Here is a 26,844-nt window from a genome sequence, read left to right on the forward strand (position 1 = left end):
GACATTTTGAGCTCTACAATCAAACAATGCCTACCTAACAAAACCTTATAAAAATAGCCCCCCATTTACTAAATGAGGGACTTTTAAGTTTCTTTTGCTCTAACGTCTTACGATCAAAACATCACGTTTTGCGTTTCTGGCAACTTGTTCAGAAACGCTGCCGATGACAAATCTTTCTACGGCTCCCAGCCTGTTGCGCCGACAACAATCAAATCAGCCTGCCATTTGTCTGCAATTTCTCTGCCGAGCATGACTTTAGGGGAACCAAAATCCAGGGAGGTTTCTACATTCTCGATCCCGCTTTCAACGGCTTCTTTTTTATATTGATTCAAAAGCTGCTGTCCTGTATCTTCTATCCAGTTAGTGAAATTAGGCTGTACGGCTCGATTCGAGAAAAGGAACGCAGGTCCACAACATGGGAGATGATGAGACGTGCTTTAGACTTTTTGCTAATCTTTAACGCCTTTTCGAAAGCATGTTTTGCCCCTTCTGAGCCATCAACAGCTACTAAAACATTCTTATATTGTAAAGTCATCTTTGTTTCCTCCTATGAAAAATGGTATAAACTAATCAGTAGACTTACGAACAATTAATACGTCGCAATCAGCACGACGGGCAATGTTTTCCGAAACGCTGCCAAGAAAGATCCGCTGTGCTGCATTAATGCCTGTAGCCCCGACTATGATTACGTCAGCTTCATGTTTTCTGGCAATTTCTGTTGGTATTTTCACTTTGGGTGTTCCATACTCAAGGACGGTTTCCACGTTGTTGATTCCACTATTGATTGCTTTTTCTTTATAATTTTCAAGCAGTTCTTCACCGTATTTTTTAGCTCTGAGAAATGCGGCGTCATCATATTGTTCGAGGGAAGAGGTAATTCTTGTATCTACGACATGGGAAATGATCAACTTAGCATCGTTTTCTTTGGCCAGCTCAAATCCTTTTTTGAGGGCTTGAAAGGATTCTTCTGAACTATCAACAGCTGCTAGAAGCGTTTTATATTCTTGGTCCATGTTTACTGCCTCCTTATTAAAACTCTCTATACACATATTATAAAAAAAGAGAAGGGAGCAAGGTGTGAGATCTGTCACACTTTATGGGTTTTAATTTTTGTGACCAGAAGTATATTTTGAGGCATCTGACTCTTCATTGATTAAAAAACTATGATCATTTAAAGTAATAGAATATATTAGTAAGGAGAAATTATATGAGTGAAATAAAAGGTAAGCTAGAAAATGGGAAAAATGCAGTAGGAGATAAACCTGAGATTTGTGTCCCCTTGATTGGTAAGGATGAGCAAGAAATCATGCAAGAGCTTGAAAAGATAGTGAAAGATAAACCAGACATTATAGAATGGCGGGCAGACTTCTTTAAGGACTTATCTAATGTTGAAAAAGTAATTTCCACCCTTCAAAAAATCAAAGAGAGTGGGAATGAAATACCCATTTTATTTACGATTAGAAGTGAAAAAGAAGGAGGACAACCTGCAAGAATTGGGGAAGAGGAGAAAATAGAAGTGTTTGCACAAGTTTGTGCAAGCGGATACGTTTCTTTTGTAGACTACGAATTAGCCAATAATCATGAAAGTATAGCAAGGCTTAGGCGTGTTTCGAAGGAAAATGGTGTTAAACTGCTCATTTCCCACCATAACTTTGAGGAAACCCCGGAATTGTCAGAAATGATCTCCACATGTAAAGAAGCAGAATTATTACAGGCTGATATTGTTAAAATTGCTGTGATGCCAAATAATATGGATGATGTTCTTTTGTTGTTGGAAGCAACAAATAAATTATCTAAAATGTTAAGTGTCCCGTTAGTAACAATTTCAATGGGCAAGTATGGAGCCATAACAAGGATGTTAGGATGGGTCTTTGGTTCAACAATCACTTTTGCAGTTGGGGAGCAGAGTTCAGCACCGGGCCAAATACCAATAGAGAAACTTAAAGAAATGATCAAACTAGCAGATGAATCAATGTCCTAACCTTTTATACCTCCTATAGTTGGAAAAGACTATTTCCAGCTAGGGAGGTTTTTGTTATGAAAACAAAACAAAAAGAACTCAATTGGATAATTCCAATGTAAGTTCTCTATTAAGAAAAGTAATAGAGTTTTGTATAAGAGTTATGCAGAAAAGACAGAAATCGTTTCACCCAAAAGTAAGTAAAGCTCGTTCTCTAACTCTTTCTCTGTTGCCTGATACAGCTGTCTGCCATCAGACATTTTATAAATATTGTGGTGCAAAAGGATATCAATCATTTCATTTTTATTGATGTAGTTTGATGTAACAGTAAAAGACATAGAAACCATACCCCTAATATGTAAGCGCTTTCAATTTAATTATAGTTTATCTCTATGAACCTGTCAATTTGCAATTACAAAAATTAGTAAATGAATATATTATTTTCTTACTTCCATTTTTTTCTTAGAAAATTTTATTAGCTTCCTAATAAAAAAGAATAGCTTCTATTACCATATATTTATGATGATTATCTCATTTACATTAGGAAAAGAAAGGAGTATACTCATTAATTGTTTAGGAGGCTAACTATTTATGAAAAAGTTAGAGGAAAATTTGAGCTATAACATAGGAGTGCTGGCTCACCTGTTGCGTAATCACTACAACCAGGTATTGATGAGTTTTGATCTGAGTTTTTCGCAAGCTAAAGTTCTTTATTTTTTGCATGAGTTTGGTGAGCAAAGTCAATCTTCTCTGCAAAAACGGTTATATATACAGCCTTCATCTATGAATGGACTGGTAGAATCAATGGTTAAGAAAAACCTTATTGAAAAAAAAGAAAGCCAGCTTGACCGAAGGACAAAACTCATTTCTTTGACCGAAAAGGGAATAGAAACAGAAGGAAGACTGCGAGAAGTAAGAGAAGAGGTTGAAACCGACCTTGTGAGGGACTTTGAGCCGGCAGAAAGGGAATTGCTTCTTAGCTGGCTTAAGAAAATGACTCTGAGAATGCAGCAAAGAAACGGACAGAATGAAAAGGAGTTTAAGTAATGAAAAAGCAAAGTGACCAGCTTGGAACTGAACCGATTCCCAAGCTATTAAGAAACATCTCCGTCCCTGCTATGATAGGGATGTTTGTCATGGCTTTATATAACGTAGTTGATACAATCTTTATTTCTCATGGGGTTGGTCTGGACGCAGTAGCAGGAGTGACGATTGCCTTCCCTGTTATGATGATTATGATGGCTGTAGCAGCGGCTTTTGGAATGGGTGGTGCTTCGGTCATTTCACGGCGGCTTGGAGCCCAGAAAAAAGATGATGCCGATAAAGTATTAGGAAATATCCTGTTTATGATTCTTTTGATAGGGGCTGTTTCCTTTATAGGAGCTTTCACGATCATTGAGCCGCTTGCTCAATTGTTCGGAGCAACTCCCGAAGTTCTTTCCTATGCAGTAGAGTACCTGTTTCCGATTCTTATTGGGTCCGTTTTCTTTGCTTTTGGTTTTACAGCAAATGCCATTATTCGATCAGAAGGGAATTCCCGTTTTGCCATGTTGACGATGGTCATCCCTTCGATTCTAAATATTATTTTAAGCCCCATTTTTATATTTGTATTTAACATGGGTGTAGGCGGGGCTGCAATAGCTACTGTTTTGTCACAAGGAATTATTAGTGTCATTGTTCTATGGTATTTCCTTACAGGACGGAGTACATTAACGATTAAGATTGAAAACCTGCTTCCTCAATGGGTGATTATCAAGGAAGTGTCTGTTATAGGGTTTCCGGCTTTTGTCCGTCAGTCATCAGGAAGCGTAATGATGATAGCAATAAACACAATGCTAATCCGTTATGGCGGTGAATTCTATGTCAGTGTGTTTGGTATTGTTCAAAGAATAGCGATGTTTACGTTGATGCCATGATGGGGATTCTTCAGGGAATGCAGCCTATCGTAGGGTATAATTACGGAGCAAAACAATACGGGAGAATGAGGGAAACCATTCTCCTGAGCTTTAAAGTTGTAACTGTTATATCAACTTTTATTTTTGTTCTAATGATTGCTGTACCTGCCCCATTTATGAGAGTCTTTACAAGTGACCCTGCAACGATAGAATCCGGTGTGGAGGCTATAAGAATTATGTTTGCTGCAGCCTTTTTGATTGGGGCGCAGGTGTTAAGCGGCGGATTATACCAGGCATTGGGCATGGCAAAACCAGCTCTTGTGTTATCAATGGCAAGGCAAATATTGTTTTTGATTCCTTTGGTCCTTATCCTGCCATCATTTTTAGGGGTGTACGGTGTATGGATAGCTTTCCCCCTTGCAGATATCCTTGCTTGCGCACTAGCTGCCATTTTCTTATGGAAAGACAGAGAGTTGTTTTTTAAGAAAAAAGACAAAGATCATACAATGGAACAGGAAGCAAAAGCCTAGAATAGTAATCAAATAAAAGCTGAATATGAATCTTTCTAAGGGCCGGTCCCATATGAGAACCGGTCCTTTTCATGTAAGGACCAAAGCAGGTTTTCTCCCATTAAGGGAGAGAAAACGACAAGGAATTTAGATTTACTATAGACAAAAAGCAGAAAAACAAATAAAATAAATATTCAGAATAATTTTTCAAATCATAGGGAGGGCAGCAGGAAAGGTAAGGAAATAATCTGGGTGATTGTTAAAAAACGTAAGAGAAGTATTCATGCCCTTTTGGCTGGCTTTAATATTTCCTTATGAATAAGAAAGGGGAAGAGACATGAGCAATCTTAGGGAGAGAGCTTTAGCTCTGCACAAAGAACATAGAGGAAAGTTACATGTGAACGTTAAAATGCCTGTTAATGATGGAAATGATCTTAGCCTTGTCTACTCCCCTGGAGTAGCTGAACCGTGTAAAGAAATTGCCGAGGATCCTGAAAAAATTTATGACTATACGAGCAAAAGTAATCTAGTAGGTGTAGTCTCAAATGGTTCGGCCGTTTTAGGATTAGGAAATATTGGGGCAGGAGCTTCGATGCCAGTAATGGAGGGGAAAGCAGCATTATTTAAGGAATTTGCGGGCCTTGATGCTTTTCCAATTTGTTTGGATGAATCAGACCCTGAAAAATTAATCCAGACAATTAAAATGCTGGAGCCCACTTTTGGAGGTATAAATTTAGAAGACATTGCTGCACCTGATTGCTTTTTGATTGAGCAAAGGTTGAAAGAAGAAATGAATATCCCTGTCTTTCATGATGACCAGCATGGAACAGCCATTGTGACTGCTGCGGGTCTTATTAATGCCTTGAGGATCGTGGATAAAAAGGTGGAAAATATCAAGGTGGTTATTAACGGTGCCGGCTCTGCAGGTGTGGCTGTTACCAAGCTGTTAAGAACAATTGGAATAAATAATATCATCATCTGCGATTCTATCGGTCCTATTTATAAAGGGCGCACTGAAAGAATGACACCGGTTAAAGAAGAATTAGCAGAGTTGACCAATAGTCAGGGCGTGCAGGGCAGTTTGGAGGATGCCACTATCGGAGCCGATGTGTTTATTGGCGTATCGGTGGCCGGCGCACTCACACAAGAAATGGTGGAAGTAATGAGTGAGGACAGCATTATTTTTGCCATGGCTAATCCTGTTCCTGAGATCATGCCTGCTGAAGCGTTAGCTGCAGGAGCGAAGGTAATAGGAACAGGCAGGTCTGATTTACCTAACCAGGTAAATAATGTGCTGGCCTTTCCAGGTATTTTCCGGGGTGCACTGGACTGCCGCGCCTCTACAATTAATGAGGAAATGAAGCTGGCAGCCGTGTATGGGATAGCAGACCTTATACCAGAATGGGAGCTATCTCCTGAATATATTATCCCTCAGCCATTTGATAAAAGAGTGGTTCCCGCGGTGAGGGGGGCAGTAATTGAGGCGGCTATCAATTCTGGCGCTGCCCTTCTGAAGAAGGGAAATGAGTCTGTGAAGACAGGAATTTAATGCGTTTGTAAATAGGTAAAGGAGTTAGAAGGTTTCGTTCTAACTCCTTTCTATATTTACATAATGATGGGGAAAGCGAATGGATACCAGGTATGAAACAAACACTACATAAAAAATACAGGGTGATCGGCGTTGAAGAAAAACAAGGTGACTAAGCTGACGAGGCATGAACCTCTTGAGCTGAACAAGATCATTGAAGGATTAGGATTTACAAAAAATTTTCGCTCAGCTACTGCAGAGGAATGGTATGTATTTATACCCGGCTTTGAAGATCCTTCCCTTGGGGGAGCACCTGCAAAGGTGTTTATCCAATACGATCTACAAGGAAACAGGGATGTGTTTATCAATACCACGATTATAATAAATAATCCTGAACTGCATCAGCAAGAAGAGAGCCTGCTCATACAGCAGATAGCTGACGAACTGATCAACAGGCTGGTAGGTACGCAGATACGCTTCTTACAGTTCATGCAGGAGAAAATAGTTACGATGCGGAATACATTAAAGAGTAAGTCATAAACATAACGGTCACACTTTAAAAAGGTTGAGCATACTCATGGAAGAAAAAAAGGCACAAATATTTTGGAATGGTCATTTCTGCCTTCTTATTGACTTTCACTATTTACTGCATTAAAATTTTCACCATAATATGTGACCTTCATAAAAAAGGAAGTTGTTATAAATGGGACCAAAAGTTTATCCGTTAAGAGAGCGAAATATTGTTTTAATAGGTTTTATGGGTGTGGGAAAAACAAGCGTAGGTTCTTTGCTTGCCAAAAATCTATTTCGTGATTTTATAGACATAGATCAGGAAATAGAAAAAAGTATAGTATGAAGGTGCCGGATATATTTAAAGAACTGGGAGAAAAGAAATTCAGAGAAATGGAAAGGGAAATGACGATCAGCTGGTGCAGGGATACCCGCTTAAAAGTCATTTCTTTAGGTGGAGGAGCATACGCACAGCCTGATATCAGAAAGGTGTGCTTAGAATCTAATATCGTTATTTCTTTAGATTTGACGTGGGATTCCTGGAAAGACCGGCTTGATCTGATTATAGACAGCCGCCCTGTGCTTCAAAACAAAAGTCTGGAAGAAATTGAAGCTCTTTATAAAGAAAGAGAACAAATGTATAAGCTTAACAGCTTTGAAGTAGAAACCGATGAGAAAGACGTTGAAGAGGTTGTTGATTATATCGTTAGCTCGTTAAAGCTAGGCTGGGAATTGTACCAGCCACAGCCGGAATAAATGAGAGGTCCGGGCCTAATATATAGTGGCCCGGACCTCTTTTATTTGTCATCAATAATAATGTAGGTAGCCCTGACAGGACCATGGACACCGACAACTAAATTTAACTCAATATCAGCACTGTTGCTTGGACCGGAAATGAAGTTGACACATGAAGCCACATCATTGCCTCTTTCGATTTCATGATGAATGAAAGAAGCAGCCTGGGTCATTCTTGGTACTAGCGAGCTTTTAGGAATAAGAGCAATGTAGTTTGTTGGCAGTAAACTGACTGATCGTCCTTTACCAGACCCGCTAAACAAAACCACTGTTCCTGATTCGGCCAATGTTATATCACTAAAAGTGATTCCTACGTCAGCTTTTTCAGTCATCTTGACATTTTCTTCTCTTGAAAGGGTGGGATCCCATGTAAATGAATCGATATCCTGCTCCGGGCATTCTTTTGTGAAAAATTCAGAGAGCCCATATTCGAAAAAGCGCTCATCTTTCCAGGTGACAAGAGAAGAAGCATTAAGATTCATTAGTTCTTGGCGTATGGTTTCTTTTAAGTCAGACACAGAGGTTTCTACAAGCTGAGTGTGAATAGCCAGGCATTGTTTTTTCAGTACCTCGACAAGCTCCTCCTGGTTGGCATCACGTAACACTTCCCACTGGGGAGAGTTTTTCCATACAGGGCGAGCCACTGGGTCAGTTATACGGGGACGGTTTAATTTATCTGCAATCATTCCTAAAAAGCTGTCTTTGTTTTCCACGGTTCCTTTGTTCATGATTGGCCCTCCTTCCGGTGCTTTTTAAACCACTCTCTGAAAGAATTTTTTTTAGGAGCAGGAAGATCACGAATATCAGTCCACGGCTTCATTGGTCCCGGGCCTCTGGAAATAATTTCGTTTCTGGCGAACGGAACAGTCATTTGCGGGGCTGACTTTACACCAATACGATACCAGGTGGAAGAAGTGGCTACCATTTCAAATCCTCTCATTGCCATTCTTTCTCCAAAGCTTGTTTTCTTTTCTTCCTCCACGATCTTTCGACGATGGCTGATTAGAAGCTCATGAAGAGGAATTTTTACCGGACAGGCATCTGTGCATGCAGCGCATAAAGAAGAGGCATAAGGCAATTCTTTATAATCATCATAGCCCCCCAAAAGAGGTGTCAGTACTGCTCCGATGGGCCCGGGATAGATAGAACCGTAGGAGTGACCGCCTACATGTCTGTAAACAGGGCATACATTTATACAGGCAGCACAACGAATACAGTGAAGGCAGATTGAAATTCTGTTCCCAGGATATTCGAGCGGCCATTATCAACAATGACCAGGTGAAATTCTTCAGGTCCGTCTGCATCTTCTTCATCTTTTGGACCTGTAAGTCCTGTAATATAGCTTGTCAGCTTTTGTCCGACAGCGCTTCGGCATAACAGGGAGACCAGTATATCAAGTTCTTCCCACGTTGGAACAATTCTTTCCATCCCCATAACGGCAATCTGAGTTTGGGAAGTGAGGAAACGAGTCTTGCATTTCCTTCATTTGTCACGAGAGAAATGGAACCTGATTCTGCAACGGCAAAATTACAGCCAGTAATACCCAGGTCAGCAGACAAAAATTCTTTCCTAAGCATCTCTCTTGCAAAGAGGGTAAGCTCTTCTGGTTTTTCAGTGTTGGTGTAGCCCTTTTTTTCACGAAAAGTATCACGAATTTGTTCTTTATTTTTGTGGAGAGCAGGGACAACGATGTGGGAGGGAGGGTCGTGATCGTCAATTTGAAGAATGTATTCACCGAGATCCGTTTCAATCACTTCACAACCCATCTCTTCCAAGACGTGATTTATGTTGATTTCTTCTGTGACCATGGACTTTGATTTAACGATCTTTTTAGCTTCCTTAGTCTGAGCTACTTTTTTAATATAGTCATTTGCCTCTTCCGGTGTCTGAGCAAAAAAGACATGACCCCCTCGGCTGCTGAGGTTTTCAGCCAGCTGCTCTAGGTAATAATCAAGGTTTTCTAACGTATGTGAACGGATTTCTTCACCAAGCTCCCGCCATTTCTCCCAGTCTCCCAATTCTTCAGAGGCTTTTGCCCGCCTGTCCTGCATGCGTTCTTGCGCTCCTGCTACAGCTTTTCGCATAAAGCTGTTTTGGATGCCGTCTTCAACCCGTCCAAAAAAATCTTTTTCTCCTATTTTCATTGGCATGTTATTTCACCTCGTTATTCAAAACTTCGGCAATATGCATTACTTTAATTGGTTTCCCTAAGCGGTTAATCCGACCGCCGATATTCATCAGACAACCGCAGTCTCCCCCAATGAGAATTTCTGCTCCTGTCTCTTCTATGTGGGCTACTTTCTCATCTACCATTTGTTCGGAAATCGGTGTCATTTTCACAGAGAAAGTTCCCCCGAACCCGCAGCAGTCCTGGCTGTTAGGAAGTTCTTTTATCTCTAAGTCCTCCACTTTTGAAAGAAGGTTTTGGGGAGCGTCAGTCACCTTTAACAGACGGGTCATATGACAGGATTTATGATAAGCAGCTGAAGCGGGAAGTCTTGCAGAAATTTCTTCAACCTTTACTACTTCCACTAGAAATTGCGTAAGCTCATAGGATTTCCTGCTTAGGTTTCTCGCTTTATCCGCCCAATCCTTGTCCTTGCTTAATAAGTGCTCATATTCTTTTACCATGGCTATACAAGAACCAGAGGGAGCTACAACATAATCAGCATCCTCAAACACTTCAATGAAATGTTTAGCGATTCTTTTCGACTCTTTATGATAACCGCTGTTATAGGCTGGCTGCCCGCAGCACGTTTGGTTTACTGGGAAATCAACTTCGCACCCATACTTTTCAAGCAGCTCGACTGTACTTTTTCCAACGTTTGAGTACATTACATCAGCTAAGCATGTGATAAATAATGAGACTTTCATTCTAATCCCCTCGCCTTTTGAGAAATCGCTTACAAAGATCTTTTAAAGCCATTTTAACAGAGTAATGTGAGAAAATGCTTTATTTTTTGATAATAATAGATAATGAATTGTTTTATCCTGGCGTATAACGTGTTTTTTTCTTTATTGACGGTTTCAATACCTGATTTATACTTAAAGCTATAGTGGCAAACGGGGATCGTTGGGGATAGAAAAGGAAGAAAATATTCATATGTGTGAAAGAATGGAACCATAATATAGTATGTATACTTACTAAGTTCCCTGGAAAGGAGGCAGAAGATGAAGCTTTTTCTTCTTTGCAGTTTAGGCATAGTTACTTTCTCTATGACAACAGGTCTGGATAAAGCCCATAATGTCTTATTGCTGCCTTCAGTAGCATACAGTGATGGGGAAATGGTGCCAGAGCCGTTGAATATTTTTTATACTTCAGTGAAAACGGGATATATATATTTCCTCGAAGCAAATAGAGAAGAAACAACGAATATTGAATTTATATCTGATGAGTCGGTTGCACTTATGTTAAAATATTTATTGTCTTTACCTGTGAAATTCCAGTCTACTTTTATCTTTGATGAGATTGCTGAGAGAATATCAAAGGTAAAGGAGGACAACGTATGGAAAGCAGAGCTGGTAATGAAACAAAAGAAGCTCTACGCGGCCTGACTGTAGGAGTTATCTTAATGATCGTTGGTTTTGCGATTGCTCATTATGTTTTCGGTATGCCTTTTTTTCCAAATTAAAAAACAAGAGGAGCTGTTACTTCCCATGGCTCCTCTTTCCTTTTAAAGGAGCCAAGAATGCGCACTTTCAGATGAATAAGGAGACAAGGAGATTTTTTACATATGGATTTTACTAACAAGAAAATAACAGCTGGACTGGCTTTAATGATGTTTGTTATATCCTTCCTTATCGGGAGTTGGACTTTTGCCATTGATTTTGATATCTTTCATTGGTTTCAAGGAATAACAGAAACAGCGTTCGGCCAGTGGCTCTATAATGCAGCACTCATCTTTTCAAGCCTTGGAGCCCCGGAGATCATTCTATTTGTCACCATATTTTCAGCACTGTTACTTTGGATAAAAAAGTATAGATTTGAAGCTTTGTCTTTTGTACTGCTTACTGGTACTGGAATTGTTTTTAATTATCTTTTAAAAGTATTTTTTCAAAGAGAACGGCCGGGAGAAGCGCGAAGCATAGAAGTTTTCCAGTTTAGTCTGGATATTCCGTCCTTTAGCTTTCCAAGCGGACATACGATGCGTATTACGCTTCTATGCTTATTGCTTTTTTATGTATGGGACAGGGTCATAAGAAAAGGCGGGATGGTAAAAGGCACCGTCATTCTTCTTCTTTTTGTTATTGCTATTGGAACCTCGCTTGCTCGGGTAGTCCTGGGCTGGCATTACCCAACTGATATCCTGGCCGCTATATTGTTTTCACTTGGTTTATTTCTTTTGTTTTATTCTGGTGAGGAGAAACTTAGAGGTAAATTCCAACAAAGCTTTCTTAGGAAGTAACTAGTCAACAAAGGATATTATTTATGGTGGGAGCTGGTACAGTGGAAAAAGGAAGCGTAGTTTCATTAAATACTGGCAAGGCAAAAAAATTAAGCCATCAAGGGGAAAAAGAAATATTGTCTGGTATCTATAAGGAGGCAGTAAAAGAGAAGGCCCTGTATTTATCCTTTTATAACCTTGACGGAGATCAGCAAGCTGACCTGGTAAATCATGGAGGGATAGATAAGGCTGTATGTGTGTATCCATTTGAACACTATAAGTATTGGAAAAACAGGTTTCCAGGCTCTTGGCCATCAGGCTCCTTTGGTGAAAATGTAACTTTACAAGGCTATACGGAAACGAACACGTGCATTGGAGATATATTTCAGTGGGGGGAAGCCCTTGTAGAAGTAGCTCAACCGAGAAAGCCCTGTCATAAGCTGGCCAAACGCCATGGAATTAAAGAACTGCCTTTGGATGTACAAAATACGGGTTATACTGGCTATTACGTCAGAGTTCTCGAAGAAGGGTATGTGTCGGACAATGACTTGTTTATCCTGAAGAATAGAGGTTCAGATGTCTCAATAGATTTTGTGAATCAAGTTACCTATCACCATCAGCCTGATCAAAAAAGCCTGAAAAGGTTGACTGAGCTTCCACAGCTTACTGACAGTTGGAGACTTTCATTTGAAAAGAAATTAAAAAAACTAGAAGAAATGTAAAACATTACAACCTGGCGTTCAATTCTATTAAAATTTTCAATGAATTGAGCGCTAATTTTGTATGATAAAATATAATCAATACGTTGAGAAAAAACATAAAAGCTGAACATCAACCAAGACTTTTGATATAGTGTCTTTAGCAGAAATGCAGAACAGTGGCTGACGTGGTATCCTGCCTCCAGCAGTCACAGCCGGGGAGAGTTCCATGCGAGAGATCTTAGAAAGAGTTAGAAAGTCTATTGGGCTCCAAGCTGGATGACAATATTAATATGTATTGTGCTGGTCGTATCCCTTGCCTTAACCGGAGTGTTCGCGGGCAATTACACGACACACCAAACACGTGAGCATCAGGCTGATAAGGTTATGTCGATAGCGAGAAGTGTAAGTTGGTCGGAAGCAGTACAAGAAAGCTTACATAATGAAGAGGCTGATGAACATGTCCAAGCCTACACTCGTACCGTTCAGGAAGATACAGAGGTAGAATACATTGTGGTTATGAATATGGAAGGTTTACGTTTTTCCCATCCAGTACAAGACAGAATTGGAGAATATTTTGTGGGGAACGATGAGTCGAGAGCTTTTACCGGGGAAAGCTATACGTCCATTGCAGAAGGGACATTAGGGGAATCACTACGTGCCTTTGTGCCCGTATGGTCTGGTGACGAGCAATTAGGAGTCGTTTCTGTGGGAATTTTAATTGATAACATTGAGGAAGAAGTGTTAGAGTCTCAATCTGTTGTATTCTTTGGCACATTGATGGGTCTTTTAGTGGGACTTTTAGGAGCCCTTGCTCTGGCCCAAAGAGTGAAACAAACCATGCACGGCCTGGAACCTCAAGAAATTGCCCAGCTGGTTAAAGAACGAGATGCCATGCTTGCTTCAGTACGGGAAGGGATTATTGCTGTAAATGATAAGGGTGAAGTCGTTGTTGCTAATGAAGAGGCTAAAGAGTATTTCCAGCGAGCAGGTTTTATGAAAGATCCTATCGGAGAACAAATTGATACCTTTCTCCCTGAGCTCGGAATGAAAAACATTATCGACAATGAAAAGGGTGAGTATGACCGCGAGGAAACGCTTGGAAGTATAGATATTATTATCAGCAGGGTTCCTGTCATAACTGATACGAAGATTGTAGGGGCAGTGGCAACATTTAGAGAGAAAACAGAGCTTACTACATTAATTGATCAGCTTACTGATGCCAAAACGTACGCAGAAACCTGCGTGTCCATACACACGAATTTATGAACCGTCTTCACGTGATGTCCGCCATGGTTCATACTGAGTCATATGAGGAGTTAAAGGAGTATATTGATCAGATCTCCAAAAATTATCAAAAGGAAATCGGCTCTGTTTCCCGCCTTGTAAAGGATCCTGTATTAGCTGGATATATACTGAACAAAATGAGTCAACTGAGAGAAGAGGGTGTGACAGTAGATCTTAAAGGTGAATATCCGTTACCTGACCTAAAGGATTCAGAGCAGATGGATGGTTTAATTACAATCATTGGGAACTTAAGTGAAAATGCTTATGAAGCAGTTAAAAATCAAGAGGAAAAGAAAGTCACATTTACTGTAAATTATGAAGAGGGTTATTTTTATTTTAAAGTCCAAGATAATGGACATGGAATTGACCCTTCCGATAAAGACTATATATTTGAAAAAGGCAGGTCAGGAAAAGGACAGAATCGCGGGTACGGCTTGTACTTAACAAAGAGAGCCCTTGATAATGTAAATGGGTCAGTGGAAGTCATATCTGAAAAAGAAGAAGGTACGACATTTGCAGTGAAAGTTCCTTATAAAGGGGAAGAAGTATGATAAATGTGTTAATAGTAGAAGACGATCCGATGGTTGCTAAGTTTAATAAAATATATCTTGAAAAAATTAATGGTTTTCATGCGGCGGGTATTGTTCATAACGTTAAAGAAGCATGGAAGGTTTTGAAACAAGAGAAAATCGATCTTCTTTTATTGGATGTTTATATGACTGACGATACTGGTCTTGATATGCTCGTTGAACTGCGAAGAGAAGGCAGCAATATTGATGCAATGTCATTACGGCTGCCAATGATAATACCTCTATAAAAACGGCTTTACGCTATGGAGCGGTTGATTATTTGATTAAACCCTTTGACTTTGAAAGATTTAAAGAATCTTTACTGCAATACAAAAAGAAAGCTGAATTAATGAAAGATGAACAGGCTGTCAGCCAGGAGGAGCTGGATGCGTTTCTTTTAAGAAAAAAAGATCTAATTATAACCCCCTGGAACTGCCTAAAGGCTTACAGAAGTTACTTTTGCTATCATTGCTAAACAAATTCTTGACTGGGAAACGACATCGTTTTCCACAGCGGATGTGGCTAAAGAAACGGGGATATCACGTGTGTCTACTCGAAAATACTTACAGCACCTTGTGGATATAGAAATATTGCTTGTCCAGGTGAGTTATCAAACGACGGGGAGACCCCTTCATAGATATCGCCTGAAATCAGAAAAAAAGGATGTGCTTCAGTCTTTTGTAGCCTCTGTTGACTAGCTCTGGATACATTGTGAGAATATCCAAATGTAATGTCAGGACATGCTGTTGAGAAAGGATTTTCAACAGCATGTTTTTACTGTTTAAACCCATTATTCCTATAAGTATAGTAAAAAAAATAAGCTGTTTTTCATGAGGCATATGAGGAAGCAATAGAAACCTCTGATCTGTTTTTTTCGCAGGAGATCAAAGAAAACACATGCTTGGCTCCTTGAATACATGAGCAAGTGAAAATTTTTTCTCTCTGCCATATTTTCAAAAGACAATCTGTCTGCTCCTTCTTTACTTATCCAGGTGCGGGAAATTACTCGTGTTTTCGTTTTAGTAAGAAAGAATCTGTTAATTGTAACAGTCGTTTCTATAAAATTCTTAAAATAGGGAATATATTTGATTTTTTTACTTACAAAAGGTTTGTAATAGTTACAAAAGATATACTTCGACAAAATATTCAATTAATCTTATGGTAAGCGTTTACAGGAAGGGTGAAAAAGCTTATGGAAAGAAGTTCACTTACATCGTCGATTTGGAAAAGTCTATGGGCTTCTTCAACTCAGACAAAGAAATTGTTAACTTTTTCTCAATTTAAGGAAATGGGTAACAAGAACAACGGTGCTGATTCACAAGAAAAGAATACTGATTCGAATACTTCATCCGGTGGTCCCCAAGGTCCGTCTGGAGATTCAAATAAGCCTGCTTATACTCGTGCACAATTAGTAGGTCTTATTTTAGGGCCATTGTTATTTGCCCTGACACTTATGTTTTTCAGGCCGGAAGGATTATCTTCCGAAGGGCTTGCAGTGCTGGCAGTTACAATGTGGATTGCAACATGGTGGATCACGGAAGCCATACCTATTCCGGCTACCTCGCTCCTGCCTATTATTCTCCTGCCTCTTACAGGAGCATTAGATGGCGACACGGTTGTATCAGCTTATGGAAATGATATTATTTTCTTATTCCTTGGAGGATTCTTTATTGCGACCGCAATGGAAAAATGGAACCTTCACAAGCGGATGGCATTAGCCATTATAGGTCTTATTGGTACAAGCACACAGCGTATTATTCTTGGATTTATGATTGCCACAGGTTTTCTTTCCATGTGGGTTTCCAATACTGCAGCGGTTATGATGATGATTCCAATCGGCCTGGCCATCACCTATCAAGTATCCGAAGCGTTGAAAGGTGATAAAAGCAGTGAAAGTGAAATTAAGAAATTTGAGAAAGCCATTATTTTTGGTATTGGATATGCAGGAACAGCTGGTGGACTAGGTACATTGATTGGTACACCGCCGAATATTATCCTTGCTGGGACTGTTAATGAATTATTTGGTACCGAAATTTCGTTTGCCAGCTGGATGGCATTCGCAGCACCATTAGTATTTATCTTGCTTGTAGGTACATGGCTGTACCTTACAAAAGTGGTTTACCCTATTAAATTAAAACAACTTCCTGGTGGAAGAGAGCTTATTCAAAAAGAAAAGGCGGCTCTTGGAGTAACATCACCAGAAGAAAAAGCAGTACTAGCTGTCTTCTTGTTTGCAGCGTTTATGTGGATTACACGAACGTTCTTATGGGATGCAGATGGAATCGTGGAAATCCCAGGTCTTACGGATGGTATGATCGCTATTACGGCTACCATTCTGCTGTTCCTAATTCCAGCGGGACAAGGAAAAGAAGCAAAGATTTTGGATTGGAAAGATTCAAAAGAGATTCCTTGGGGAATTCTGCTCTTGTTCGGTGGTGGTTTGGCTATAGCTGCCGGCTTTAGTGAAACAGGACTTTCCGGATGGATTGGAGAGCAGCTGACAGTTCTTGAAGGCATGAACTTTATCTTAATTGTACTAGTAGCAACAGCTTTGGTATTGTTCTTAACAGAAATCACTTCAAATACTGCTACGGGAACGATGATCCTGCCAGTAGTTGCGTCTCTTGCGATTGCTTTAAATATCCACCCGTACGCTCTGATGGTACCTTGTGCGATGGCAGCTAACTGTGCATTTATGCTTCCAGTGGGTACGCCGCCAAATGCCATTATCTTCGGGACAGGAAAACTGAAGATTATCGAAATGGTAAAGAACGGTTTCTGGATAAATATTGTTGCTATTATTCTCATCGTGGTGTTTGTCACTCTCTGGCTTCCAATGCTATGGGGAATTGATCTTCAGCAGGGGCTCTAACGATAACAAAATAGTCGTTCCTTTAATAAAACAGGTCCGCCAGGTTGATCATATAACCGTGGGCCTGTTTTTTTATGTTTGGAAAGCGTATTGGTTTTGTTTTAAAGAAATGTACGTTATTTTATACTTATGTCACTAAAAAAAGGTTAGTAACGTATGAAAAGTGTAAGGTGACGTTATTCGATAATAAGGAGTGAGAGCTGTGGATCTGAAAGAGCTAAAAGGGGTTCACCATGTTTCGGCTATAACCGGGGACGCAAAGAAGAACTATGAGTTTTATACAAATATTTTAGGCATGAGACTTGTGAAAAAAACGGTAAACCAAGACGACACCTCTGTATATCATTTGTTTTATGCTGATGAAAGAGGAAATCCGGGAACAGATTTAACATTTTTTGAAATACCGAACGCAGGAAGCACTCATTACGGAACAAACAGTATTTCCACTACCTCCTTACGAGTTGCAACTGATGCATCCTTAGGTTACTGGGAAAATCGTTTTAATGAGTATGACGTAGAACATGACGGTATCACACAGGAGTCAGGAAGAGCGGTTTTGCCGTTCCGTGATTTTGAAGGCCAGCGGCTCGTTCTGGTATCAGATGAGAAGAATAAAGGAGTCCCTGCAGGAAAGCCTTGGGAAAAAGCCCGGTTCCTGCAGAACACGGCATAAGAGGGTTGGGTCCTGTCACTTTGACTGTGTCCAGGCCGGAGCTGACAGCCAGTGTATTAACGGATCTTTTAAGCTTTAAGGAAACAGGAACCTTCACTTCTGCAAAAGGCTCATCCACCATTAGAGTGTTTGAAACCGGAGAAGGAGGAACAGGAGGAGAAGTGTTTCTGGAAGAAAATAATGATCTTCCGAGAGAAAGACCAGGGAGAGGCAGTGTGCACCATGTCGCTTTTCGTGTAGAAAATGAAGAAGAGCTGAGAAAATGGGTGCAGCTGTTCAATGATAATAACCTTCCTAACTCTGGTTTTGTCGAGAGGTACTATTTCCGTTCATTATATTTTCGGGAAGCAAACGGGATTCTTTTTGAGCTTGCCACAGACGGACCTGGTTTTGAAGGGGATGAGCCTTTGAAACCTTGGGAGAAAGCCTGGCGCTCCCTCCTTATTTAGAGAATCAAAGAGAATCCATAGAAGCGCGACTGAAGCCCCTTGATACAAAACAATAGGTGTTAAAAGGCCATAGAGAGGAGAACGACGATGGAACACATTTATAACAAAGGAAGTAACACAGACGCTCCAACATTATTGCTCCTCCACGGAACGGGGGGGAATGAACGTGATTTACTGCCACTGGCACAAATGATAGCTCCAGAAGCTTCTGTATTGGGAGTACGGGGGAACGTGCTTGAAAATGGAATGCCCCGTTTCTTTCGGCGTCTTGCAGAAGGTGTATTTGATGAGGAAGACCTGGTCTTTCGCACCAGAGAACTGCATGAATTTATAGACGAATGCGCAGGGAAATATGGCTTTGATCGTCAAAATGTTGTCGCAGTAGGATATTCCAATGGAGCAAACATTGCAGCAAGTTTGCTGTATCATTATGAAAATTCTCTATCAGGAGCAGCTCTTTTTCATGCCATGGTACCCCGCCGCGGGGTAGAGCTTCCTTCCTTAAATAAAACCCCTGTTTTCATCGGGGCAGGCAAACAAGATCCCCTTATTCCTGCTGAGCAGACAAAAGAGCTTAGTCGCCACTTACAGGAGGCGGGAGCTTCAGTTACTGAGTACTGGACAGAAGGCGGTCACCAGCTGATAAGAGAGGAAATAGAAGAAGCAAAAAAGTGGTTTGAACAATATTCTTGATTTAGACCAATAAGTAAACATCTGATAAGCAGAGAAAAGAAAAAGACAGGGAGGGAAGATGAGTGGAAAATTTCCAGGCATTTGTAATAAATAAGGAAAACGAAAAAGTAACAAGAGACATCAAGACATTAAGCCTGTCAGATTTGCCTGAAGGAGAGGTCACCATCCAGGTTGCGTACTCAAGTGTGAATTTTAAAGATGGGTTTGTTGCCATACAGGGGCAGTTTGTAGAGAGTTATCCGCTGGTTCCAGGAATCGACCTCGCTGGAAGAGTCATGGAGTCGAAAGATGAGCGATACCAAGAAGGCGATGAAGTTATTGTTACGAGCTATGATTTAGGGACCGGGCACCACGGAGGGTTCAGTGAGGTAGCTCGGGTGCCTGGAGACTGGGTGGTTCCCCTGCCTAAAGGACTTAGTATGAAAGAAGCAATGATCCTAGGCACGGCAGGATTTACGGCTGCCTTATCCGTTCAGCGCCTGGAAGATAATAACCTTAAACCGGAAAACGGTCCTGTCTTAGTTGCAGGAGCAACCGGTGGAGTCGGCAGTATTGCTGTGGATATTCTTGCAAACAGAGGATACCACGTGACAGCAAGTACCGGAAAAACAGATGAAAAAGATTATCTGAAGAAGCTTGGAGCCCGGGAAGTTATCCACAGAGAAGAAATTGTGGATCATGAAGGAAATCCTATGCGTGAAGAGCGCTGGGCTGCTGCCGTAGATCCAGTGGAGGGCAGACTCTTCAGTATATATTAAGCACTCTTCAATATGGAGGTTCTGTTGCTACGAGCGGACTGACTGGTGGGACAGACGTTTCTACGAAGGTCTTTCCTTTTATATCAAGAGGCATTAACTGGCTGGGGATTGACTCAGTGACGTGTCCTATGGATATTAGAAAAAAAGTCTGGGAGAGACTAGGACATGACTTGAAGCCCAGTCACTTAAATGACGAGATTGTAAGTGAAATATCCCTAAATGAACTTCCTCAAGTGTTAGAAGATATATTACAAGGGAAAGTCCGGGGACGTACAATTGTTACATTAAGCAAATAAAACAGAAAGTCAGGCTGAAAGCCTGGCTTTTTTTGTGAAAGGTTATAACAGAAACCCGGCTTCCTTTAGTGATTTCTCGGTTTCAATCAGTATTTTTTCCTCAGGGGCTTCAATGGTGTGCAAGTGAACACCACCAGTTAATTCTGAAAGAAGAGTTGCTTTTGTCTCAGTAAACTTTTTTATGAATTCATGTACATCCCTGCGGCTTGCAATCATAAGAGAAGCGGTGATATCACCATAAAGCTGATGCTCTACTGACACATCCAAGACAGTGGCTCCCTGATCCACAATGATTTGCAGTTCCTCTTGAGTTACATTCTTATCAGCCGAGTGACAGCAGGCTATTTTTTTTCTAAACGCATTCGGTCTTGAAGGAGAAATCAGAAGGTATCCCTGGGATGTAGAAAGAATAGGAGTATTTCTGGCTTTTAATATGGAAATATCCTGGACAATGACTTGACGGCTTACATTCGTTTTTTTTGCTAAAACGCTACCTGTAATGGGCTCGTGAGCTGTTTTAAGCCACTCTAAGAGAAGCTTTCTTCTATCTTCTCCTATTAATTTTTCTTTCATTATATCCCCCCTGTCATTTCCCTGCTGGCCAGGTTTTTCATTATTTCCACGGCTTTTTCAATATCATCTCTTGTCGTAAATTTTCCCATGGAAAGACGGATCAGACCATGTGCTTCCTCTGATGATCTCCCCAAAGCAATCATGGAGGCTGGTGGAGAAGAGCTCCCTGCACGACAGGCACTCCCGGTGGAAACGGCAATCCCCCGGCGATTGAGCTCAAGCATGATATATTGGCCTTCTCTTTGATCAAAACGCAAAGCAAAGTGTCCTGGAATCCTCTTATCAGGATGGCCTTCCAGGATGATTGATTCCTCTGAGAGCACAGTTTTCGTAAAGTGCTCGCTCAGCTTTCTTACTTTCTTTTCAATGTCTGTTTGCATAGAATAAGTCTCCTCGGCTGCAGCAGCAAATGCGGCTATTCCAGCAGTGTCTACTGTTCCAGGTCTCAATCCTTTTTCATGAGACGTATGAGGAAAAAAAGAATCCCAACTCGTTTGCGGGGAGATATAGCAAGCCCCTGCACCCTTTGGCCCGTAAACTTTGTGAGAGGAAATAGAGAAGGAATCAAGATGTGCTTCCTTTACTGGTATCATGACTTTTCCAAAGGTTTGGACACAATCACTATGAAACAAAGCTCCATGCTCTTTTACTATGTCACCAATGCTTTCAAGGTCCTGAATGGTACCCAGTTCTGCACTTGCATGTCCGATAGAGACCAAAACGGTCTTTTCCTGTAAAAGTTCCCGCAAATGGGATAAACATACTTGGCCATATTCATTTACTCTGACTTTTGAAACAGTAAAACCTTGTGATTCTAAGTAAGCAAAGGTTTGTAAAACAGATGGATGCTCAAGAGGAGTAGTAACAAGCTGTTTTCCATTACGTTCGTTTCCCTTCGCAAGGGCGATTAAAGCAGAACTGTTAGCTTCTGAACCACAGCCTGTAAAATAAATACTGCGGGGGGTGACAGTAAGCAGGGAAGCTATTGTAGATCGGGCTGATTCGATAATAGAAGCAGCATCTGTTCCGCAGGTATGAAGACTGCTAGCGTTTCCAAAGTAATGTGTGGAAACATGCATATATGTTTTTAAAGCAAGATCGGATATGGGAGTAGTAGCAGAATAATCTAAATAAATCATGATATCACCTTTAATTTTGTCTTGTATTTATTGTAAAGTTGTGTAAACATAAGTGTCAAGACACATGTTAAGATTCGGAGTGAAGGGAATGGAGCATCAAGCAGATGTGGTTGTGGTTGGAAGTGGTTTAGCAGGATTGGTTGCAGCTGAATCCTTAGGTTCTTCCTGTCAGGTGACCATAATAACGAAGGGAAGAAGGCAGCAAAGCAACTCGTTTTTAGCTCAGGGAGGGATTGCAGCAGCAATAGGAGCAAACGATCACTGGAAGCTCCATTACCAAGATACGCTGTCGGCAGGGGGAGCTCATCAACGAAGAAGAATGGTAAAAAAGCTTGTCCAGAATGGCCCTGATATTACAAAGTGGTGCCAGTCGAAAGGGATTATTTTTGATATTGATTCAGCCGGCAACGTGGCCTTAGGAAAAGAAGGTGCTCATCAAAGAAGGAGAATCCTTCATGCGGGTGGTGATGCAACAGGGGCCGTCATGGTATCTTCATTTCTAAAAACTGTTGAAGACTATGTTACATGGCGGGAAGATGAAACAGCCTATGAATTGATTGTCCATGAAGGAGAGTGCCGAGGGGTACGTACGGTTACACCGGAAGGCCATTATCATACATACTTTTCAAAAGCTGTCATATTAGCTGCGGGAGGAGCCGGTCAGTTATATCCAGTCACTTCGAACGGCAAGCAGGCAACTGGGGATGGATATTCCCTTGCTTACTTGGGCGGGGCTCTGCTGACTGACTTAGAAATGGTTCAGTTTCATCCCACAGTGACAAGAGGGGACAATGGCAATACTTTCTTAGTTTCAGAGGCAGTGAGAGGGGAAGGGGCACGCCTGATTACAAAAGAAGGAATCCCTATTATGGAAAGTCATCCGTTAAAAGATCTGGCACCTCGGGATATAGTGGCAAGAGAAGTAACCAAGTGGAGAAATAAAGGACAAAAAGTATTTTTGGATATTCAACATATAGTTGATTTTTCAACAAGGTTCCCAACGATATATAAATGGTGCAGTGACAACCAAGTTTCATTTTCAGGCGGGAAAATCCTGATTGAGACGGGGGCTCACTTTAACATGGGAGGCGTGGTCGTAAATAGCAGAGGGCAGACAACCCTGCCAGGACTGTTTGCTGCAGGAGAGACAGCTTATACAGGTATTCACGGGGCAAACAGGCTTGCCAGTAACTCTCTCCTTGAGGCATGCGGGTTTGCAAGATGGTGTGCCGAAGAAGTGAAGAAAATGGTAGAGATGAAAAGTGATTTTCCAGGTGAGCCAGCGGAAGAGAGGAAGAATCCTTCCTTCACAAAAAGACATCTTCCATCCAAGGAAGAGATAAAACAGAACATGCATGATGGAGCTGGTGTGATCAGGCATGAGCTGGCCATGAAGAGATCGTTAAACTGGTGTAAAAGACATTTACAGGCTATCGAAGACAGCTTTGTGCCCGCAACATCTGAGGAAGCAGAAATAAGGCACATGCTTGTCACCAGCTCTTTAGTACTGGAGAGTGCCCTAAATCGTGAAGAAAGCCTCGGGGCTCATTACCGTAACGATAGTCAAAACAGGGAAAGAAAAAAACAGTGGATGTGTCATAACGGCATGACAAAAACACTGATAAAAGCGAGCAAACCACCTGAAGGAGGCTTTTGAGAAAAGTGAATAGCATTTTGATGAGGGAAGAAATAGCTAGATTTTTAAAAGAAGATATTGGAGCACAGGATCTTGCATCGGAAATTATTTTTTCAAAAGAGGATTATTCTAAAGGAACGTGGGTTTGCAAAGAACCTGGCATTGCTGCAGGCCTGGAAGTAGTAAAAGAAGGATACCGGTTCATTTCACCTGACATTAAAGTAACCTTTTTCGTAAGAGAAGGGGAAGAAATGAAAAAAGGCCAGACGATAGGAGAGGTAGAAGGTCCTGTACAACTCTTATTAAGCGGAGAGAGAGTCATGCTTAATCTTTTTCAGCGTATGAGCGGAATTGCAACTCTTACAGCACAGGCAGTAAGTAAATTATCTGAAGGGAAGACAAGGGTTTGTGATACAAGAAAAACCACTCCTGGTCTGCGAATGTTTGAGAAAGAAGCCGTTCGCGTAGGGGGAGGGTTTAATCACCGTTTTGGTCTCTATGACGCAGTGATGGTTAAGGATAACCATATAAAAGCTGCCGGAGGCATTTCAAAAGCAATAGAAAAAGTAAGGAAGCACGTTGGGCCGACTGTAAAAGTTGAAGTTGAAGCTACAAATCAGAAAGAAATAGAAGAAGCTGTGGTAAGCGGAGCAGATATTATTATGTTTGATAACTTTACCCCTGAAGAGATAGAGAGAACGATATCATTAGTGCCTTCCTCTATACTGACTGAAGCTTCAGGAGGAATCAATTTATCAAATTTAGATAAATACAGTCAGTGCGGTGTAGATTTTATTTCCATGGGATGTTTAACTCATTCAGCCCCATCCCTTGATATTAGTTTTAATTTGGAGGTAAAAGCATATGAGCTTTCTTGAGATGATTGAACAAATCCCTCGTCTACCAGAACATTATTTACAAATGAATCAGGAAGAACTGCGTGAAAGGGTGATGGCACATAAGAAGAGGCTGGGTCAGCGCCTTTATATTCCCGGCCATCACTACCAAAAAGATGAAGTCATAGAATTTGCTGATGACACGGGAGACTCGTTGCAGCTCGCCAGACTTTCTGAGCAAAACAATAAGGCAGAGTATGTGATCTTTTTGGGCGTGCATTTTATGGCTGAAACAGCCGACATACTTACTTCTGACGATCAAAAGGTAATCTTGCCTGACTTACGGGCAGGCTGTTCTATGGCCGATATGGCCGACATCGACCAGACAGAAAAAGCGTGGGAAAAACTCATGGAGCTTTTTGAAGATACTATTGTTCCTCTGACGTATGTGAACAGCACCGCAGCTATAAAAGCTTTTTGCGGAAAACATGGAGGGGCCACTGTTACTTCTTCTAATGCAGGTGTGATGTTTGATTGGGCACTCAGCCAAAAAAAGAGGGTTCTGTTTTTGCCCGATCAGCATCTTGGGCGGAATACTGCTTATGATAAGGGCATTCCTCTTGAAAACATGGCTGTGTGGGATCCGATAAAAGGCAGCCTTGAATATGAGGGGAGGATTGAAGATGTTCAAGTTATTCTATGGAAAGGGCATTGTTCTGTCCACGAAAAATTTACCGTGAACCAAATTCAAACCTTAAGAGCCGCTGATCCGGAAACAAAGATTATCGTTCATCCAGAATGCTCCTGGGAGGTCGTTCAGGCTGCTGACTACAACGGTTCGACGAACAAGATTATAACGACAATAGAGCAGGCCCCGGCTGGGAGCAAATGGGCTGTTGGAACCGAGATGAACCTGGTTCAGCGTCTAAAACATACTCATCAAAATAAAGAGATACATTCGTTAAATCCTGCCATGTGTCCTTGTTTAACAATGAACAGAATTGACCTTCCTCATTTGCTGTGGTCCCTTGATTCAATAAAAAAGAACCACCCTCATCACATTATCAAAGTGGATAAGGACACTGCTGTTTTTGCGAAGACAGCATTGGAGCGAATGCTTTCCTTTGCTTAACCAAACAAGAGTGTAAGCCTCTCATGAGAGAGACGGCTTAGTCTTATTGTGAGTTAACTGAAAATTATATATATTCAATGGGAGGTGCAGTATGTTATATTTGTGGGAAAGGGAGGGATTTTGAATGGAAAGCTATCTCCTGTGTAACATAAGGGAAAATCAAAAGACAATCACACTTAAAGCTGAGAAACTTGTTATGTATCTTCAAAGCAAATGGGTTGAAGCTTTCGATGAGAATGGCCATGTATACTATTTGCTGTTTTACAAAAATGACTATATTACATGGACGAAGCCAGTCTGGCAAAACAGACATTCCCACCTGGAACAATCCTTTAAAAAAGGTATGACTTTTCCAGCGCCCCACCCTTTTCTTGTTAATCTGCTTGCAACGAAAGAAGTATTTCCGAAAGTGGCTGTATCTCATCTCCCTGAAAAACTCCAAAAAAGCTATACTCCTCATGAAACCTCTCTAATTCTTACCTTCTTAGATTCATTTGAATCAAAAGGTACTATTTTTAAACCAATCCAGTCAATTTATTATAAATACAGGCGAAACGGTCAAATGTTTGCAGGCTATCGGATCATTCGAATTCTTCAGGACTTTTTGCCAGAACACTCCTGGGTTAAAGATATTGCAAGTTCCTTTGAGTTTGAAAAATACAATAGTATGTATCACTTAGTTTCAGAAGAGCTGATGGAAAAGGATCCATTATTTTCCGAAAAGTCTTTATATAAAAGCACAGAAGAAGAAGATTCTTATCGCTTACTGGAACTAATGAAGAAAGAACATCGCATTCTCGATCACACAGCCCTGTCCTTGGAAGCTTACCGGAAGTTCAAATCATTATCATCCTATACTCTTATGAAATCTTTACTCGAGGACGCTTTCTCAGTGGCCGAACAAATTTATATTATAGAAGAGCTAAAGGGTATAAGTGGAAAAAACAATCACATCCTTCAAGATCTCTTACACCTCTACCTAAAAGAAAATGAAGTAGAAAAATTGTGTAACTTACTCGCTCAAGACGCCATTACGCTTACGGTTGAACAAAGAAATTCGTTTGAGAAGATGCTTCTTACTATGGACTTTGAGGAAAACCGGGTACAGGTAGAGAAGCTGAATTCTTATCTTCTTCCTATTTTAGACACCAACTCCCTCAAAGCCAGTGAGCTTCTTCAAAACTGTGTCAGCCGTCTTCTTTCTGAATATGACATCTCTTATGTCCTGGAATGGCTTGAGCCGTTAAAACGGAATGAGGAAGCAGGGAAGCTTTACTATACTTTTGAAAAGATGAGCCATTTAGTAGATGACCCGGATCAACAATTTTTGTTAGGGGAACTATATTATGAGTTTCAACGTTTTGACGCAGCGATTGACTGTTTCAGCTGGCAAATGGAGCTGGATAAAACAGATCCTAAACCAGTACAATGGCTTTCAAAGATTTATTTGGAAACTGGGAAAGAAGATGAATCAAAAGCATATCAGCAGCTTTACCAGGAGATGTCAAAGGAAGCGTAAATAACATCATGGCTCTCTTTAGAGGGATGACAGCCTCTTTTTAAGAGGACTACACTTCTAATTACGGGGTATTAAACTTATGAAAAAGGCGGTTGAGAAGATGTTCTCAACGCCTGAATAAAGAGGGGGGCT

Annotated in this window: 24 protein-coding genes and 6 pseudogenes; 21 read left to right on the forward strand and 9 right to left on the reverse strand. The window is 40.9% G+C overall.

Annotated features, from left to right (window positions below):
• Positions 1-99: 99 nt before the first annotated feature.
• The 3 genes and pseudogenes from JCM19033_RS27460 to JCM19033_RS11025 form a co-directional block, all read right to left on the reverse strand.
• A pseudogene (locus tag JCM19033_RS27460) lies at positions 100-332 on the reverse strand (universal stress protein).
• 20 nt (positions 333-352) lie between these two features.
• Positions 353-535: a universal stress protein gene (locus JCM19033_RS27465; protein ID WP_306301324.1), complete on the reverse strand. Its 183-nt coding sequence runs from the start codon at positions 533-535 to the stop codon at positions 353-355.
• Positions 536-566: 31 nt separating this feature from the next.
• On the reverse strand, positions 567-1,013 hold the full coding sequence (locus JCM19033_RS11025; RefSeq protein WP_054636348.1) for a universal stress protein: 447 nt from the start codon (positions 1,011-1,013) through the stop codon (positions 567-569).
• A gap of 194 nt (positions 1,014-1,207) precedes the next feature.
• On the opposite strand from JCM19033_RS11025, the gene aroD reads away from it, so the two are divergent.
• Complete coding sequence (gene aroD, locus JCM19033_RS11030; RefSeq protein ID WP_054636349.1) at positions 1,208-1,981, forward strand: type I 3-dehydroquinate dehydratase; 774 nt, start codon at positions 1,208-1,210, stop codon at positions 1,979-1,981.
• A 140-nt stretch (positions 1,982-2,121) separates the two neighbouring features.
• Here aroD and fbpA read toward each other — a convergent pair whose 3' ends face one another.
• The gene (gene fbpA, locus JCM19033_RS22205) at positions 2,122-2,298 is read right to left on the reverse strand and encodes a Fur-regulated basic protein FbpA (protein WP_232725509.1); all 177 of its coding nucleotides are present in this window, start codon (positions 2,296-2,298) and stop codon (positions 2,122-2,124) included.
• A gap of 253 nt (positions 2,299-2,551) precedes the next feature.
• Here fbpA and JCM19033_RS11035 point away from each other — a divergent pair, with 253 nt between their 5' ends.
• The 6 genes and pseudogenes from JCM19033_RS11035 (at position 2,552) to JCM19033_RS11055 (ending at position 7,158) form a co-directional block, all read left to right on the forward strand.
• On the forward strand, positions 2,552-3,007 hold the full coding sequence (locus JCM19033_RS11035; RefSeq protein WP_054636350.1) for a MarR family winged helix-turn-helix transcriptional regulator: 456 nt from the start codon (positions 2,552-2,554) through the stop codon (positions 3,005-3,007).
• Complete coding sequence (locus JCM19033_RS25690) at positions 3,007-3,876, forward strand: MATE family efflux transporter (RefSeq protein ID WP_269758142.1); 870 nt, start codon at positions 3,007-3,009, stop codon at positions 3,874-3,876. The genes JCM19033_RS11035 and JCM19033_RS25690 overlap by 1 nt, the downstream gene beginning before the upstream one ends.
• Positions 3,873-4,385 carry an MATE family efflux transporter gene (locus JCM19033_RS25695; RefSeq protein ID WP_269758143.1) on the forward strand — a complete coding sequence of 171 codons (513 nt, stop codon included), beginning with the start codon at positions 3,873-3,875 and terminating at the stop codon, positions 4,383-4,385. The genes JCM19033_RS25690 and JCM19033_RS25695 overlap by 4 nt, the downstream gene beginning before the upstream one ends.
• Before the next feature lie 316 nt (positions 4,386-4,701).
• Positions 4,702-5,913, forward strand: a complete 1,212-nt coding sequence (locus JCM19033_RS11045; protein ID WP_054636351.1) for an NADP-dependent malic enzyme — start codon at positions 4,702-4,704, stop codon at positions 5,911-5,913.
• A 132-nt stretch (positions 5,914-6,045) separates the two neighbouring features.
• Positions 6,046-6,425: pseudogene (locus JCM19033_RS11050) on the forward strand (hypothetical protein).
• Between the two features lie 170 nt (positions 6,426-6,595).
• Positions 6,596-7,158, forward strand: a pseudogene (locus tag JCM19033_RS11055) (shikimate kinase).
• Positions 7,159-7,199: 41 nt separating this feature from the next.
• Here the strand turns inward: JCM19033_RS11055 and JCM19033_RS11060 are convergent.
• The 3 genes and pseudogenes from JCM19033_RS11060 to JCM19033_RS11070 all read right to left on the reverse strand — a co-directional run bounded on the left by JCM19033_RS11060 (position 7,200) and on the right by JCM19033_RS11070 (position 10,071).
• On the reverse strand, positions 7,200-7,925 hold the full coding sequence (locus JCM19033_RS11060; protein ID WP_054636352.1) for a lactate utilization protein C: 726 nt from the start codon (positions 7,923-7,925) through the stop codon (positions 7,200-7,202).
• Positions 7,922-9,347, reverse strand: a pseudogene (locus JCM19033_RS11065) (LutB/LldF family L-lactate oxidation iron-sulfur protein). Before JCM19033_RS11065 ends, JCM19033_RS11060 begins: the two are co-directional and overlap by 4 nt.
• A 1-nt stretch (position 9,348) precedes the next feature.
• Positions 9,349-10,071 carry a (Fe-S)-binding protein gene (locus tag JCM19033_RS11070; protein WP_054636353.1) on the reverse strand — a complete coding sequence of 241 codons (723 nt, stop codon included), beginning with the start codon at positions 10,069-10,071 and terminating at the stop codon, positions 9,349-9,351.
• Between the two features lie 297 nt (positions 10,072-10,368).
• Here JCM19033_RS11070 and JCM19033_RS11075 point away from each other — a divergent pair, with 297 nt between their 5' ends.
• The 10 genes and pseudogenes from JCM19033_RS11075 to JCM19033_RS11115 all read left to right on the forward strand — a co-directional run bounded on the left by JCM19033_RS11075 (position 10,369) and on the right by JCM19033_RS11115 (position 19,877).
• Positions 10,369-10,752 carry a hypothetical protein gene (locus JCM19033_RS11075; RefSeq protein WP_054636354.1) on the forward strand — a complete coding sequence of 128 codons (384 nt, stop codon included), beginning with the start codon at positions 10,369-10,371 and terminating at the stop codon, positions 10,750-10,752.
• A gap of 179 nt (positions 10,753-10,931) precedes the next feature.
• Entirely contained in the window at positions 10,932-11,603 is a 672-nt protein-coding gene (locus JCM19033_RS11080; RefSeq protein ID WP_054636355.1) for a phosphatase PAP2 family protein, read from the forward strand.
• A gap of 23 nt (positions 11,604-11,626) precedes the next feature.
• Positions 11,627-12,304: an MOSC domain-containing protein gene (locus JCM19033_RS11085; protein ID WP_054636356.1), complete on the forward strand. Its 678-nt coding sequence runs from the start codon at positions 11,627-11,629 to the stop codon at positions 12,302-12,304.
• A 255-nt stretch (positions 12,305-12,559) separates the two neighbouring features.
• Positions 12,560-13,549 (forward strand): hypothetical protein, encoded by a 990-nt coding sequence (locus JCM19033_RS25700; RefSeq protein ID WP_269758144.1) that lies wholly within the window; start codon positions 12,560-12,562, stop codon positions 13,547-13,549.
• Positions 13,546-14,118 carry an ATP-binding protein gene (locus tag JCM19033_RS25705; RefSeq protein ID WP_269758145.1) on the forward strand — a complete coding sequence of 191 codons (573 nt, stop codon included), beginning with the start codon at positions 13,546-13,548 and terminating at the stop codon, positions 14,116-14,118. Before JCM19033_RS25700 ends, JCM19033_RS25705 begins: the two co-directional genes overlap by 4 nt.
• Positions 14,115-14,384, forward strand: a complete 270-nt coding sequence (locus JCM19033_RS25710; RefSeq protein WP_269758146.1) for a response regulator — start codon at positions 14,115-14,117, stop codon at positions 14,382-14,384. The genes JCM19033_RS25705 and JCM19033_RS25710 overlap by 4 nt, the downstream gene beginning before the upstream one ends.
• Before the next feature lie 944 nt (positions 14,385-15,328).
• Positions 15,329-17,008 carry a DASS family sodium-coupled anion symporter gene (locus JCM19033_RS11100; protein WP_054636398.1) on the forward strand — a complete coding sequence of 560 codons (1,680 nt, stop codon included), beginning with the start codon at positions 15,329-15,331 and terminating at the stop codon, positions 17,006-17,008.
• A 202-nt stretch (positions 17,009-17,210) separates the two neighbouring features.
• A pseudogene (locus tag JCM19033_RS11105) lies at positions 17,211-18,186 on the forward strand (ring-cleaving dioxygenase).
• Between the two features lie 31 nt (positions 18,187-18,217).
• The gene (locus JCM19033_RS11110) at positions 18,218-18,823 is read left to right on the forward strand and encodes an alpha/beta hydrolase (RefSeq protein WP_054636357.1); all 606 of its coding nucleotides are present in this window, start codon (positions 18,218-18,220) and stop codon (positions 18,821-18,823) included.
• Positions 18,824-18,885: 62 nt separating this feature from the next.
• A pseudogene (locus JCM19033_RS11115) lies at positions 18,886-19,877 on the forward strand (acryloyl-CoA reductase).
• Positions 19,878-19,919: 42 nt separating this feature from the next.
• On the opposite strand, the gene JCM19033_RS11120 reads toward JCM19033_RS11115, so the two are convergent.
• Both JCM19033_RS11120 and JCM19033_RS11125 read right to left on the reverse strand, forming a co-directional pair.
• Positions 19,920-20,450: a transcription repressor NadR gene (locus JCM19033_RS11120; RefSeq protein ID WP_054636358.1), complete on the reverse strand. Its 531-nt coding sequence runs from the start codon at positions 20,448-20,450 to the stop codon at positions 19,920-19,922.
• Positions 20,450-21,589 (reverse strand): cysteine desulfurase family protein, encoded by a 1,140-nt coding sequence (locus JCM19033_RS11125; RefSeq protein ID WP_054636359.1) that lies wholly within the window; start codon positions 21,587-21,589, stop codon positions 20,450-20,452. The genes JCM19033_RS11120 and JCM19033_RS11125 overlap by 1 nt, the downstream gene beginning before the upstream one ends.
• An 88-nt stretch (positions 21,590-21,677) precedes the next feature.
• On the opposite strand from JCM19033_RS11125, the gene nadB reads away from it, so the two are divergent.
• The 4 genes from nadB (at position 21,678) to JCM19033_RS11145 (ending at position 26,712) form a co-directional block, all read left to right on the forward strand.
• Entirely contained in the window at positions 21,678-23,246 is a 1,569-nt protein-coding gene (nadB, locus tag JCM19033_RS11130) for an L-aspartate oxidase (RefSeq protein WP_054636360.1), read from the forward strand.
• Positions 23,247-23,251: 5 nt separating this feature from the next.
• On the forward strand, positions 23,252-24,103 hold the full coding sequence (gene nadC / locus JCM19033_RS11135) for a carboxylating nicotinate-nucleotide diphosphorylase (protein WP_054636399.1): 852 nt from the start codon (positions 23,252-23,254) through the stop codon (positions 24,101-24,103).
• Complete coding sequence (nadA, locus tag JCM19033_RS11140) at positions 24,090-25,193, forward strand: quinolinate synthase NadA (RefSeq protein ID WP_054636361.1); 1,104 nt, start codon at positions 24,090-24,092, stop codon at positions 25,191-25,193. Before nadC ends, nadA begins: the two co-directional genes overlap by 14 nt.
• A 124-nt stretch (positions 25,194-25,317) precedes the next feature.
• Entirely contained in the window at positions 25,318-26,712 is a 1,395-nt protein-coding gene (locus JCM19033_RS11145) for a hypothetical protein (RefSeq protein ID WP_054636362.1), read from the forward strand.
• Positions 26,713-26,844 lie beyond the last annotated feature (132 nt).

It is taken from the genome of Thalassobacillus sp. C254, from assembly GCF_001310615.1.